The 13,928-nt window shown below is 49.2% G+C and carries 14 protein-coding genes; 9 read left to right on the top strand and 5 right to left on the bottom strand.

The genetic code is table 11. The annotated features are described in order from the left end of the window. Nucleotides 1-82: 82 nt before the first annotated feature. The 3 genes from Q0577_RS11040 to Q0577_RS11050 all read left to right on the top strand — a co-directional run bounded on the left by Q0577_RS11040 (nt 83) and on the right by Q0577_RS11050 (nt 1,480). Complete coding sequence (locus tag Q0577_RS11040) at nt 83-895, top strand: helix-turn-helix domain-containing protein (RefSeq protein WP_298736034.1); 813 nt, start codon at nt 83-85, stop codon at nt 893-895. A 77-nt stretch (nt 896-972) separates the two neighbouring features. Next, nucleotides 973-1,287, top strand: coding sequence for a hypothetical protein (locus Q0577_RS11045; RefSeq protein WP_298736037.1), 315 nt, complete (start codon nt 973-975; stop codon nt 1,285-1,287). Next, nucleotides 1,268-1,480, top strand: a complete 213-nt coding sequence (locus Q0577_RS11050) for a hypothetical protein (protein ID WP_298736040.1) — start codon at nt 1,268-1,270, stop codon at nt 1,478-1,480. Before Q0577_RS11045 ends, Q0577_RS11050 begins: the two co-directional genes overlap by 20 nt. A 3-nt stretch (nt 1,481-1,483) precedes the next feature. Here Q0577_RS11050 and Q0577_RS11055 read toward each other — a convergent pair whose 3' ends face one another. Continuing rightward, the gene (locus Q0577_RS11055; protein ID WP_298736043.1) at nt 1,484-2,605 is read right to left on the bottom strand and encodes an AAA family ATPase; all 1,122 of its coding nucleotides are present in this window, start codon (nt 2,603-2,605) and stop codon (nt 1,484-1,486) included. After that, entirely contained in the window at nt 2,571-3,284 is a 714-nt protein-coding gene (locus Q0577_RS11060) for an RNA ligase family protein (RefSeq protein ID WP_298736046.1), read from the bottom strand. The genes Q0577_RS11055 and Q0577_RS11060 overlap by 35 nt, the downstream gene beginning before the upstream one ends. 185 nt (nt 3,285-3,469) lie before the next feature. Between Q0577_RS11060 and Q0577_RS11065 the strand changes: the two genes are divergently transcribed. From Q0577_RS11065 to Q0577_RS11075, 3 genes are all read left to right on the top strand, one after another. Then, on the top strand, nt 3,470-3,664 hold the full coding sequence (locus Q0577_RS11065) for a hypothetical protein (RefSeq protein WP_298736048.1): 195 nt from the start codon (nt 3,470-3,472) through the stop codon (nt 3,662-3,664). 240 nt (nt 3,665-3,904) lie between these two features. Further along, nucleotides 3,905-5,113: a heparan-alpha-glucosaminide N-acetyltransferase domain-containing protein gene (locus Q0577_RS11070; RefSeq protein ID WP_298736051.1), complete on the top strand. Its 1,209-nt coding sequence runs from the start codon at nt 3,905-3,907 to the stop codon at nt 5,111-5,113. A 50-nt stretch (nt 5,114-5,163) separates the two neighbouring features. Next, nucleotides 5,164-6,510, top strand: a complete 1,347-nt coding sequence (locus Q0577_RS11075; RefSeq protein WP_298736054.1) for a D-arabinono-1,4-lactone oxidase — start codon at nt 5,164-5,166, stop codon at nt 6,508-6,510. On the opposite strand, the gene Q0577_RS11080 is transcribed toward Q0577_RS11075, so the two are convergent. Then, nucleotides 6,498-7,028 (bottom strand): GNAT family N-acetyltransferase, encoded by a 531-nt coding sequence (locus Q0577_RS11080; RefSeq protein WP_298736057.1) that lies wholly within the window; start codon nt 7,026-7,028, stop codon nt 6,498-6,500. The genes Q0577_RS11075 and Q0577_RS11080 overlap by 13 nt on opposite strands. 129 nt (nt 7,029-7,157) lie before the next feature. Continuing rightward, on the bottom strand, nt 7,158-7,679 hold the full coding sequence (locus tag Q0577_RS11085) for a DinB family protein (protein ID WP_298736061.1): 522 nt from the start codon (nt 7,677-7,679) through the stop codon (nt 7,158-7,160). A 370-nt stretch (nt 7,680-8,049) separates the two neighbouring features. Between Q0577_RS11085 and Q0577_RS11090 the strand changes: the two genes are divergently transcribed. After that, nucleotides 8,050-8,415 (top strand): SWIB/MDM2 domain-containing protein, encoded by a 366-nt coding sequence (locus Q0577_RS11090; RefSeq protein WP_298736063.1) that lies wholly within the window; start codon nt 8,050-8,052, stop codon nt 8,413-8,415. A 142-nt stretch (nt 8,416-8,557) separates the two neighbouring features. Here Q0577_RS11090 and Q0577_RS11095 read toward each other — a convergent pair whose 3' ends face one another. After that, a complete protein-coding gene (locus Q0577_RS11095; protein ID WP_298736066.1) occupies nt 8,558-11,797 on the bottom strand; it encodes an AsmA-like C-terminal region-containing protein in 3,240 nt (1,079 codons plus the stop codon). A gap of 300 nt (nt 11,798-12,097) precedes the next feature. Between Q0577_RS11095 and Q0577_RS11100 the strand changes: the two genes are divergently transcribed. Together Q0577_RS11100 and Q0577_RS11105 are read left to right on the top strand one after the other, a co-directional pair. Beyond that, entirely contained in the window at nt 12,098-13,420 is a 1,323-nt protein-coding gene (locus tag Q0577_RS11100) for an alpha-L-fucosidase (RefSeq protein WP_298736069.1), read from the top strand. A 118-nt stretch (nt 13,421-13,538) separates the two neighbouring features. Next, entirely contained in the window at nt 13,539-13,880 is a 342-nt protein-coding gene (locus Q0577_RS11105) for a YciI family protein (protein ID WP_298736071.1), read from the top strand. The last annotated feature ends 48 nt before the right edge of the window (nt 13,881-13,928 follow it).

Consider the following 13,928-nt stretch of genomic DNA (forward strand, 5'->3'; position numbering starts at 1 on the left):
GCGGTCAAGCGTAAAAATACCTGATTTGGGAACGGAGAAATGCGCAATACCTCATTTTCTGAAAAAGCGATACATTTAACCTATGATCTCCCTGCAGACATATCATCCGGAAAAATTATATCCTTTCATAAAATCATTCTGGCGGCTGGAAGTAGTCAACGCAGGAGAAAGATCTTACGAAGAAGACATTATCCCTGACGGTCATCATGAGATCATCTTTCACCTGCAGCCCGGTACCGCCCGGAGAAAGATGGGACAGGAACAATGGCTGTCTGAACCAGACGCCCTTTTTGCCGGGCAAACATTACAAAGTTATGCGCTGCAGTTACAACCAGGATCCGTACTGTATGGTATCCGGTTCTATCCACATACCATGGCGCTGCTGTTTAATGTTCCCGCTTCCCTATTTACCGATCAGCTGCTTGCGGTAAGCGATATTGCAGGCGCCAATGCGCTACGTCAATGCGTTACAGATAATGCAGCCCATACCTTTTCCCGCTTTGAGGACCTATTGGCTGCAAAGATAGCCGCCCTGCAACCCAATAATGGTTTCCAGTATGTGAACGCAGCCGTAACCACGGTACTGCAGCATAACGGGAACGTCAGGGTGGATGCGCTGATGCGGCAAACAGGGGTTTCCGTCAGGCATCTTGATACCTCGTTCAAACAATTTGTGGGCATCACTCCCAAGACCTTCTGCAACATCATCAGGCTGAACCATTTTATACGCTACCGTGCGGCCCATTCTTTCAAAAGCCTTACAGAGTGCGCTTATGAAGCCGCTTTTTATGACCAGTCGCATCTGATCAGGCTGTTCAGGTCTTTCACCGGTAAATCACCCAGGGCTTATTTCAACGATGCCAACTACATTAATGCGCATTTTACCGTGATGTAGCACGCAGCTGTTTCCCGGCAGTTCATTTTTTTACAATTCCATCTTGCCTGCAGCAGCTATGTTTGCAAAAAAAGACGATGCGAACACTTACGTTCCTGCTGCTGCTCTGTTCAATACAATCGGCGGCACAACAGCATATTGCCCAGTTTGTAGCATGGAAGCCCAAAGCGGGTGCAGAACAGCTGTTTGAAACAGGATACCGTCAACACCTGCTATGGCATAAAACCAATCGTGATCCCTGGGGATGGTATGGCTGGTTCATTATTTCCGGACCACGAACCGGGCAGTTTGTAGACGCGACGGTAGAACATGCATGGAGTGATTTTGATCAGCTGCTTAAACCTGCAGACGACCGGGCAGATAATGAATTACATGTGTATCCTTATCTATAAGATAGTAGACGGCGGTCCTGTTAATCAACTGCTGTTGTTATGGGGCTTTAACAGTTACGAAGAATACGGCAGCAGTGAACAACTGCAGGAAGCGCTGGCTGCAGCTGAAACAGCGTTGAAGGTAAAGGCTGTCAAAGCCCTTACCTCCGAAACGCTTGTTTACCGGCCAGATATGAGTTTGTTCCCGGAATGAGACTTACCAGGTGTGCCAGATCACTTCCTCAGCTTCCCAGGGAGCTGGCACTTCCAGCTTAGCGGCTAGTTTTTCCAGCACAGCGGCCGGCACCACCGCTTCGCGGTTGCGGTTCTGCTGCTGCAATTGCCGATAGGCAGCTTCCACATACACCACTTTAACCTTCGCTTTATAAGCGTGGAAAAGGTCTATCAGCTGTGAACGCATCTGCCGCGTAGTATTGGTGGCATTCCACACCAATCCTGTCTGTCGTCGCAGGTAGGCTCTCGCTTGTTCTTTTGCCGCCTGTATCACCTGACCGTTACCGGTTGCATCTGTAGGTGAAACCTTGCGCAGAACGCGGATCTCATCAAGCGAAATAACGGGCAGGCCGGAAAGATATTTTTTTACAAAAGTATCTTTGCCTGCGCCCGGCAGGCCGCACATCAATATCACTTCAGTATGGGGCTGCTCAAACGGAACGTAGTCCGGATGAGCATCTTCCCTTTGCAGGTAATGCATACGGGCATGCGCAGATGCAAAGGCACGGGCGCTGCCCCAGCAGCCGTTTTCGCGGCAAAGCTCCGCAAAGCAGTCCAGCCGGTATAAGAGCTCAGCCTGATCCATACATATCCTGCCCAGCACATCTGCCCGGGCCAGGAGGTATAGCCACCGGGTATTCACTTCCAGGCTGGCTTTAATTAACTCCCGCAAGGGGTCTTTCTTTTCAAATATCCACAAAGGAAGACCATGATAACGCACCAGCGCTGTGATCTGCTCCCTTATCATTAAAGGCGCAGGCACTTCCCTGTACAGGATGTTCCTGGCTTTCAATGCACCTTTGCGCGCATGACCATGAGCAGTTATACGACCATCGGACTCCGTTACAGTGGTGCTGTACTTTTCAACATCGTGCAGCAAAGCAGCAGTCCAGAGTATTTCCTGTTCCTGCGCTTCCAACTCGCGGCAGGCTGGCTGTGCCTGCAATGCTTCCAGCACCATTTGTGTATGTATGGCCACATTTCCTTCCGCATGGTGATGAATATCCTGCGGTACCTGCTCCATCACACTGATCCAGTCAAAGCGTCCTGCAAGGTAGGCCCATGTTTTATTATCGCTGATCGTCCACATATTTACCTCCTTCATTATTCAGCCGGGCCCTGCGCCAGTGGCGGGTCCAATGCTGATCAGTTTTAACATGTCCTTTCCGCACATATTTGAATACGTGCTGAGAAAAGGCGTTTTCGGGATATCCCGCTGCATCGCGGGTGACAATACCTTCCATGGTAACAGCCTGCCCGTTCTGTGCATCATGCGGGCACAAAGCCCCGCTTCCGGATACAATCACCTGCACCTCCTTCTCAAATCCTGCACGGTCTGCCGGTGGTGTAAACACTTTAATTTCCGGCACTACAGGCAGATCAAGCATCGCCGCATAATACTTCGTTTCTTCCCAGCTAAGCAATTGATCGTGCTCCCGCACAGCAAATACATAAAAATGATGATCCAGGTTACGGTATTCTATAGAATGTACGGCGTACAGGTTTTCCAGGAAAATTTCCAGTGTCCCCAGGTCGTTCTTTATACTTTGCCAGAAACGACGTAAGCCTTCCGTCCACGGTGAAGTGGTGGGCGCTGCATGCGAGCGCGCAAACACGCCCAGCCTGGAAAGACAATTGTTCTCCCCATCCAGTTTCTCTGTATGCACCCATACGGGTATTTGCCGCAGGTGATCCCAGTAATCGTGTTGTATACGATCATCGCTGGTTGTACCGGGAGAGAACGGGTAATGATAAGTACGGCCGTATTTTTGGGAAATAGCCATGTTGTGAGTTTAATATCAACAAATAAGATCCGCGCCTGCATCCAGTGCTGCAGGCATCTCCAACCTTTAATATGTTTGTGATATTACATGGCCCAAGGCTTGAAAATTTCTTGTAACGGCTGCAAAGATAGAGAATTCTGTCCTCCCCCAGGCACATTATTTGTACCCCTACTCAAAAACCTGTTATGGAAAAACGCATACTGGGAATCATATTCTCCCTCCTGGGCGCAACAGGACTGATACTGGCCGCTGTAAACTTCGTGAACGGCGGGGAAGGCACCAGGAATATTAAAAGCATCATCATCTTCGCTATCCTGGGCGCTATCTTCTTTTTTGCTGGCGTAGGGCTGGTTAAAAGCACCAAAGACAAGCCCTCCTGAATGCCCATACAGCGCTAATGCTTTTTTCAATATCCTGCTGATCTTCTTCACAGTAGTATCCCCGTCTGCATCCTGCAGCAGGATCTTCATGCCTGCACCTTGCCTGACATTATCTTTTTTTTCAGTATCTTGCGGCACTATACTTCACTAAATCTGCTGAACGATCTAAACTGTATTGTACGGCCTTACTTAGCATATTACTTTTTTTGATATTTCGCCATTATCTAAACACTGTTCAGTATGTCTACACTCACCATGGAGTTGCCTGCAACTTCCATCAGGACCAAACGTATTGAGTCTATCGACCTGTTACGTGGTCTTATCATTGTTATCATGGCCCTGGATCATGTCAGGGATTATTTTCATGCAGACGCTTATCTGTACAATCCAACTGATCTTTCACAAACCAGTGCCTTCCTGTTCTTTACCCGGTGGATCACCCACTTCTGTGCGCCGGTATTCGCCTTCCTGGCTGGTACTTCAGCGTATCTGAACGGCCTGAAAAAAACAAAGAAGGAGCTCTCTGTCTTTTTGATTACCAGGGGCCTGTGGCTGGTAGTGTTGGAGTTTCTTATCATTACCCTGGAATGGACCTTCAACCCGGCATACAATGTATTCCTCGTTCAGGTGATCTGGTCTTTAGGTATCAGCATGATCTTCCTGGCAGGGTTGATACACCTGCCGCGTAAAGCGATCCTGCTGACAGGCATTATACTGATTGCCGCCCACAACCTGCTGGATCATGTACACGTGCCTGGCTCCGGTGCCGCCGCCATTTTCTGGGCATTCCTGCATGAACAGCGCTTCTTTATGATCGGCAACACAGGCCTGTTTGTAGGCTATCCCATCATTCCCTGGATCGGTATAATGGCCACCGGCTATTGCCTCGGAACATTGTACGCTCCCGGCTATGATGCAACAAAGAGAAAAAGAACGCTGATCTTCCTGGGCGCTGGCATTACCGCGCTTTTCATTATTGTACGCGCTGTCAACAGCTATGGCGACCCGTCACACTGGTCTGCACAGAAAGATCCGCTGTTCAGTTTTCTCTCTTTCCTGAACACGGGTAAATATCCTCCTTCCTTGCTGTATACACTGATGACACTCGGGCCATCCCTGCTTTTCCTGGCCTTTGCAGAAGGCCCATTAAACCGGTTCACGCAAAAGATGGTTGTGATAGGAAGAGTACCCATGTTCTTCTATATCCTGCACATTGTGTTCATACACCTGCTGGCCGTATTTGCAGCTATGCTAACAGGATACAGGGCGTCTGACATGGTGCTGACTACCTGGGTAACCGATAGTGCCCAGCTGAAAGGTTATGGCTTTAACCTGCTTACGGTTTACATCCTATGGATAGCCGTGGTGGTTGCTTTATACCCGCTATGCAGATGGTATGATGCTTATAAGAGAAGTCGCCGCGAAAAACAATGGTTAAGCTATATATAGGTTGTTTCTTGTCCTAAAGTTCAATAACTTACTGTTAAAGTCATTACCACATGGAAAAGAGAACTTTCGTCAAACTGTCTGCTGTGCTGGTGACCGGAACTGCCTTTTCTCCCATGATCGATTTCATACAAGACAGCAAGCTTAAGAACTGGGCAGGTAATTATACCTATAGCACCAACAAGGTGCACGCTCCCAGATCAGTAGAGGAAGTGCAACAACTGGTAAAAAGCCTTCCTAAATTCAAAGTACTGGGCACCCGGCATTGCTTTAACAGCATTGCCGATTCTGCCGATAATTTTGTTTCACCAAAACACCTGGATCAGGTTATTGAGTTAAATAAAGAAGCGCGCACCGTCACCATTGGCGCAGGCATCAGCTATGGCAAACTATGCCCCTATTTATATGAGCAGGGTTTTGCACTGCATAACCTGGCCTCTCTGCCGCATATTTCCGTAGCCGGCGCCTGTGCCACCGCCACGCACGGATCCGGCAGCCATAACGGTAACCTGGTCACCGCGGTGCGCGCGCTGCAGATGGTAACGCCTGCTGGTGATGTGGTCACTCTGTCCAGGGAAAAAGACGGAGAGAAATTCCTGGGCGCAGTAGTAGGATTGGGCGCACTTGGCGTTGTAACCACGCTTACCCTGGATCTTCAGCCCGGTTTTGATATGCAGCAGGACGTATTTGTACACCTGCCATTTGCACAGCTGAAAGACCACCTGGAAGAGATCTTCTCCAACGGCTACAGTGTGAGCCTGTTCACCGACTGGAAAAGCCAGGAAGCCAACCAGGTATGGCTGAAACGCCGTATAATACCGGGCACGGAAGCGGTATTAAGGTCTGACTTCTTTGGCGCCGTACCGGCTACCAGGCCCCTGCACCCTATTGAAGCACTATCCGCAGAGAACTGTACACAGCAAATGGGTGTTCCCGGCCCCTGGCACGAACGCCTGCCTCATTTCCGGATGAATTTTACACCCAGCAGCGGGGAAGAATTGCAATCAGAATACTTTGTTCCGCGCGATAAAGGATATGAAGCGATAATGGCCGTAAACCAGCTTCGCGACCAGATCTTTCCTCACCTGTTCATCTCGGAGATACGTACCATTGATGCAGATCAGCTGTGGATGAGCCCCTGTTATCAGCAGCCATCCATGGCCATACACTTTACCTGGAAACAAAACTGGCCGGCGGTAAGTAAACTGTTGCCGAAGATAGAAGCGCAGCTGGCGCCATTCAATGTAAAACCGCATTGGGGTAAATTATTCTCCATCGCACCGGCTACCCTGCAGCAACGCTATGAAAAGCTGCCCGCCTTCAGGCAACTGATAAAAGAGTATGATCCGCAGGGAAAACTCCGGAATGCATTCCTGGATACCAATATTTACGGCAGCTGATCACGCAGATTCAGCAGGAACAGCTTTACATCGGTATCCTCGCCGGGGGGCTTCATCAGGGAAAGATATCTGAAACGGCATTTTTCCAGCAGGCGTATAGAACGGCTGTTGTCTGGTATAGTGATCGCGTAGAGGCTTTCGAGATAGGAATACTGTTGTTTTACATAACGCAGCGTTGCCGTAGCCGCTTCATAAGCATACCCCTTACCCGAATGACCGGGCAGGAAAGCAAAACCCAGATCGGGCGCAGGCAGGTACGCCCGGCGAAACAAGCCGCACATGCCAACAGGCAGCCCGCTCTCTTTTAACACTACCAGCCAGCCCCCATACCCGTTCTCCGCATAACTTTCCATTACGCCGTTCGCCAGGTAGCGCTCCGCATCTTCAATGGTATGCAGCTGTCTGTCTCCTATGTATCGCAGCCAGGCGGGGGTATTCACCAGCTCCAGCATAAACGGCGCATCTGACAGGTCTAACTGCCGGATAAAAAGCCGTTCTGTTTCTATCAAAGGATGCATAACCGGAATTTATGACCGGTACTAATATAAACATTTCTCCCATCCTCCCGGAGGCGGTATTGGTGTTGTTCGTCTACAAAATGAGGAAAAAGACAGTAGGCAGACCATCGTCTGCCCACTGCATCACAATTAATGTCTGTCCCAGAACGGAGGCGGTTCAATGCCCAGGGCACGTAAATAAACGTAGCCTTGTCCGCGGTGGTGTATCTCATTATCCACCCAGTAAAATACCTGCGAATACATCGGTCCTTCATACATACCGAAGGCCAGATCGATCTCCTGCCAGCGCTCAGGAGCTACCTGCGGCCAGAGCGTATTGATCTGTTCGGTCACCTGGTCCCACAGCTGCAGCAGCTCCGCTTTGGTGGTTGGTTTGGCGGAGTCGCCGGGAGCAAATAATTCGCCCATGTGCTGCCAGGACCCGGTAGCTAAACCCTGCATTCCCGCAGGCGCAATGGTGATCAGTTCCAGCGCCATTTCCGAGAATGGCCGCATCCCTCCTACAGAGAACTGGAAGAGCTCGTTTTCCGGGAAAGCTTCAATAAGACGGCGGGTAAGCCCCCGGTGCCCCTGCCAGTGTTGCAGCAAGGCGGCTGGCGTTACAACAATAGCATGGCCGGGTAATGTGGCAGCAGAAAGGTCATTTGACATGATGAACAATTTAAGTTTATCAGGAATTTTGTTTGCTGACACAAAGCAACAGCAGGTAAATGACAGCCCTATGTCAGCAGAAAAAAGATGACCGCATAAATTTTTTCCGAATGAACAAATTGCTTATTAACCCGGTTATGTATTGTAACAAGAACAAGTACATTTTTCCAGATTATGCATAACAATTATACATAATATCTAATACCCCTAAAGGATAAACAATTATTTGGCATAATTTCAGCTACATACCTTTCCGGGGAAATTACATCAGGAATACTTTCATTTCTTAACCTTGAAATCCCGACCGGCACAAAAAAATAACTGCAGCCGGTCCCGGTTTGATTAGTTAACGTTTAAAATCAAAAATGCTATGGCAAAAACAGCAAAAAAAGCTACGAAGGCAGTAACACCCGCTAAGAAGGCAGCCGCAAAGAAAGCAGCAAAACCTGCTGCTCCTAAAAAAGCAGCGGCTAAGAAGGCAGCTGGCAAAACCAACGCAGGCCTGTCCGCCCCTGTTACTCCAAGTGCTGAATTAGCCAGTGTTATTGGCAGCAAACCAGCGCCAAGAACGGAGATCATTAAGAAGATATGGGATTACATCAAGGCTAACGGCCTGCAGGATACTACAAACAAAAGGATGATCAATGCCGACGCAAAATTAAAAGTGGTCTTTGGCGGCAAGAACCAGATCTCCATGTTTGAACTGGCCAAAGTTGTAAGTAACCACGTGAGCTAGCTAAAAGCACACACGCATAGCTTCAAACCACTTGTCATAAATAGTTGCCGGCAGCCGGAGAAGACCCCAGGTCTTTTTCTGTTGTTGGCTTCTTTTATTGACGGGCGGGCAAATACGCCCCCTGCCAGATAGCCGGCCTGTATCAGGAGCTCTTCTTTGCCTTACCCAGGCCCACTTTGTAATCATCCGGCGTACCGGTGATCTTGATGTTCATGAACCGCACTTTCTTGTCCTTGTCACGCACCTCTATCGCGTCAACCTGGTCCGGGTCTACCTCCTCCTGCTTTTTACCGAACAGCATACGGAAGCCTACCGATGTCACCATTTTCATGGGGATGCGCAGATAGTATTCCATTTGCATGTTGAGCGACTGCTTACCGGATATTTCCATAAAACCCAGGGAAGAATTAATATTCATATTGGGGATGGTCAGCGCACCGTCTTTAAAGGTCAGCTTATTACGCAGGGTATCAAACCGCACCATTTTCAGGTTTTTGTCCTTAAAATAGGAAGACATCGCCTGCATGGGAGCAAAGTTCACCAGCACACCGTTGCAGATGGTTACGTCCATAGAGGCTTTGGAATGATCCAGCAGCGGCGTAAGATCAGGGTGCACCTGTACAAAGGTCCTCACAGTGCCAGTAAGCCGGCCTTTGATATTCTTGTTGATCACATAATCCTGTCCCAGGTAATCCAGCTTCAGCATCATCTTTTCTATATTCACGTCTTCCACGTTGATCTTGCTGGTTAAATAGATCTTTTGCGGGTTGCTGCCGTTAAGGTGCCCCCGGGCACGTACCTTTCCTTCCGCCACCTCCAGCATCAGGGTATCCAGGTACAGGTGCTGATCTGCCTGCATACGGATATTGGAGCTCACCTCTTTTATCCATAAACGGCGGTACTTGATCCTGCCTATCTCCACGGCGGCCTTGAAGTCAATAAAGGGTATCTGGAAAATGTTGAATGCGTTGGCATGAACAGATGTTTTAGCGGCTGCATGCTGTACCGTTGCGATATTGGATGGCAGGGCTGGAGCGGTTTCTTCTGCGGCGGTCAGTTTATAGCCCGTCAGCTGGTCTATATCCAGGAAGCGGGATTTGAACACCAGGTAATTTTCCTTCTTTCTTTTAAGGGTATCCGGTCCCGCATACAGGCGCATATTGATGTCAAAATCGCTACGTCCTATCTTACCGCTCAGGGTATCTATCTTAATAAATTTGCTGGCGCTGAATTTAACATTGCCTTTGATGCTGTCCAGCTTGAAAGCATGGTGCTGCAGCTCCCCTGATATGTTGGCGATCTTTACATTGGCAAACCGGAACACAGAGTCGTAACGCAGCTCCATTTTGGAACGCAGCCAGATGTTGCGCGCTATTTCATCATGATAATCCTTCGGCACATATTTGCTGCTGATGCGCCCCAGCAGATCACGCATGGCCAGGCGCTGCGATTTAAAGTCGAAAGCCACATTCGTACGGCCTCTCATCACCTTGTCAAACCAGAGGACGTAATTATTTATACGGCCGCTGAAGCGGATATCGCTGCTGTCTATCTTCCCGGAAAAATCTTTCAGCCGCAGCGAAGTATCGGCAATGGTCAGCTCCGCGCCAAAATCATGAAAAGCATGCGGGTAGCGCTTAAATGAGGCGCTCAGCTTTTCTATCAGGAATTTGCCTTTGGGTAATGGCTGAGGGTGCCTTAGCTCATTGACGGATGTTTCCAGCGAGGCGCCCAGGTTAAAGCCGTAGATCTCTTCAGCCGCCCTTCTGCTTTTAGCCGTATCATATGCCAGCAGGTCTTTCAGCAGCAATTTATTGCTGCTGGCCCTGAGGGTTACCACCACCGGTTTTTGCTGCTGGTGGAAGATAGCCGGCAGATCGCTGACAGCGCCGCTCAGGCGGAAGTCAGAACTGCCGAATTTGAAAGCCATCGAATCCAGTTGCAGGAAACCGTCTTTCATATAGGCATGCAGGTCAAGATCCCTTACAATATCGGGGTAGTTGGGAATGCGGAAGGTAAGGTTACGTACCGTAAGCTCACTTTGTATGCCCTGTTTCAGCTTGCTCATGGACTGTTCGGGCGTGCTGAGATCCACCAGTTCCTTGAAATCCATCTTCAGGCTGATCTCGCCCCTGATACGCTGCAGGTCTTTAATGCCCAGGAAAGCGCCGATGAAGCCCAGCTCCAGCTCAGAATCTACCTGCATCAATACTTTGGGATCGGTAAAATCGCGCAGCACAAAATTTCCCTTGAAAATGCCCTTGTCCTGCGGGCGAACCAGCATGTTCATCACCCGCAGCTCAGATGTTTTCAGTGAGCGCTCCGCACCATTGGTATAATACCCGCTGAAAGCGAGGGAATCCAGCCTTTTGTTTGTTTCCGTATTATGCATCCAGGCCTTGCTGCAGGAGAAAGACAGCTCTATCAAAGGCATTTCGTTGCCTTTCAGCTTACCTTTCACTTTCCCGTCAAAGCTCAGATGACCATCATATTTGAAGTGGTTCAGCTCTTTCGCCACCTCGGGCGGTGCAAAAGAGAACAGCTGCTTGAAATCCGGCTTATCCCCTTTGATGGTAAAATCCACCATATTGTCGTGCAGGAGGTCTGCCGTTCCGGTAATGTTGAAGACGGCGTCCTCCAGTTTCAGTTTAGCAAGCGGCAGCTTTACCAGCTGCGCAGGCTTGTTGTAAGACAATTGAATACTGGTTTCCACCCTTTTGTGACGGAACAGGGAAGTGTCTGAAGGGCCGCTGTAATCCACTAACATTTTGCCGTCCAGCTGTGCATTGATCAACACACTGTCTATGCTGAAACCGGATTTTATCCGTTCTATATGCGCAGCTACGCGATGGCCGCTTTGCCTGTCCAGGTACGAAATATCCAGGTTCCTCAGTATCACTTTCCGCACGTCCAGGTCCAGCGCGGTAGAAGCCGTATCGGCAGCAGCCACCGTATCCCCTGTCATCTTGCTGGCTTCCACAATGTTAATCCGCCCCTGTTTATCCTGTACAATGTCAAGATGCCCGTTCTTCAGCACGATCACTTTCACCCGGTAACGCTGTTTCAGTATATCAGGCAGACTGAAGCCAACGTACATACGTTCCGCCTGGTATATCGGCTTAAGGGTCTTCTTTTTGCTGCCATAGAACTGCACATTGTTCAAGCCTATAGAGATATAGGGAAAGCCCTGGAAGAGAGAGATACTGCTCCCCCCCACCACTACTTCGCCCTGCAGCTGCTTGTTCACTTCTTTTACCGCCAGTTTTACCAGGCGTTGCTGCTGGGAATATAAAATGACCGCCGCTATACCAACCAATACAATAAGACCAATAACAGGTATGAGTAGGAAACGGATCAGCTTTTTCTTTATGCCAAATTCCATAGGTTATGATTGCGCAGCAAAATTACGTGATATTTGAATATGCATTTAATCATTATACAGATCTTACCCGCCATATACCCCTGGCCTTTTTCCATAGTATTTTAACCACCTTTGCCTTGCTGTATCCATGCTTTCTCAATGCTTTATCCTTATTCCTTCGCCTTTTTGTTAAAATACTATCAGAAACAGCTTCCGCGGCGGCATAAATGCGGGTTTTACCATTTCAAGTAGTTTAATGCACCAGGCGCTTTTTTGTAAATTCATTAACTTGTTCCGGCATAAAAAATGCGCGCTGCAGATATGCTTAACAAGATCGTATTACTCGGACTGGCTTTATGCGTCTCGTATACGCTACCCGCGCAAAACAAGCTACCGGTGCCGACTAAGAACCAGCTGGCCTGGCAGCAAACGGAAACCAACGGCTTTGTTCACTTCGGCGCCAATAATCCCGCCGCTTTCAAAAACGCTTATTTTGACGCTAAACAGATAGTGCGCACCATGAAGGAAGCGGGATTCAAAATAGTGGTATTCACCGCAAAACATCACGCCGGATTTTGCCTGTGGCCCAGCAAGTATACAGATAACACTATCGCCGGCAGCGGTGAACGCAACGGTCATCGCGACCTGGTAAAGGAAATGGCAGACGCCTGTAAAGAATACGGCATGGGCCTGGGCATCTACCTCTCCCCCTGGGACGGCCATGAGCCTACTTACGGCACTCCTGCCTATAACGATTTTTACAAGAACCAGCTGCGGGAACTGCTCTCCAACTATGGCCCCATTGCCGAAGTATGGTTTGACGGCTATAAAGGCCCTAAGGCCAAACCAATGGATTACGACTGGCAAGGCTATTTCAACATTGTGCGGGAGCTGCAGCCCAATGCCGTTATCTTCTCTGACATTGGCCCTGATGTACGCTGGGTAGGTAATGAGCGCGGCAATGCCTCAGAAACTTCCTGGTCTACCATCAGTGTAGGCACCATGCTGCCCGGAAAGGCAAAACCCGCTTACCTGAATACCGGCGACGCCCTGGGCGAAACATGGATGGCCGCAGAAACAGATGTATCCATCCGCCCGGGATGGTTCTATAACCCCGCACAGGATGCCCAGATCAAATCAGGCAAAGACCTGATGAATATCTATTACCAGTCTGTAGGCCGTAACAGCGTACTGCTGCTCAACGTGCCCCCTAACCGCTACGGGGTGATCTCTGATGCCGACCGTAAAAGCCTGATGGACTTCAAAAGCATCCGGGAAGAAACTTTCCGGACCAACCTGGCCAAAGGCGTTGCACCCAACCAGCTCACCGATAAGGCCCTGGCTACTTTTGTGACCATCCGGCAGGGCGCCTCCAGGGAATTCTCCTTTTCCAAACCCATACAGTTTGACCGGGTCATGCTGCAGGAGAATATTGCCAACGGCCAGCGTCAGGTAGCCGGCAAGCTGGAATACTGGGACGGACGCCAATGGCAGCTCGTTTCACAGCTTACCACCATCGGCTATAAACGCCTGCTGAAAGTAAAACCGGTCAGCACCCAAAAGCTGCGATACACCGTAACGGAGGCTAAAATGCCGGTAGAACTGGCAGAGATCGGTTTTTATAAAGCCTCTCCACGGGAGTAACATACCTATGGTCAGAAAAAACAAAAGTTTTTTCTGACCATTATCGTCCTATTTGTAAATTTTCATTTGTTATTGAATTATACACCCGGGTATTCAATAACATTAAAAACTTAAAAAGATGGATGAATTTATGTTGATCTTCAGGCACCAGGATGGCACCAAAATAGCTTCGCCTGAACAGATACAGATCTGGATGAAACAGACAATGGACTGGATCGGTGGTATTGCCGCCCAGAACAAATTTGTTGAAGGCAACGGCCTTCCCTTTGACGATGCCAGGGTGGTATGGCATAACAATGTGGTCACCAACGGCCCCTTCGGTGAAATAAAAGAAACGCTTGGCGGCTACATTATCGTTAAAGCGGATTCTGTAGACGAAGCGGTGGAATTTGCAAAGGGCTGTCCGGTACTGCAGGGAGAAGGCAACAGTGTGGAGGTAAGAAGGCACGCCAGACCTTAACCGTTTTAAAAGTCCTTGTATTCCCGGTATCTTTACAGGGACTGCAAG

Source organism: uncultured Chitinophaga sp. (genome assembly GCF_937898475.1).
Lineage (GTDB): Bacteria > Bacteroidota > Bacteroidia > Chitinophagales > Chitinophagaceae > Chitinophaga.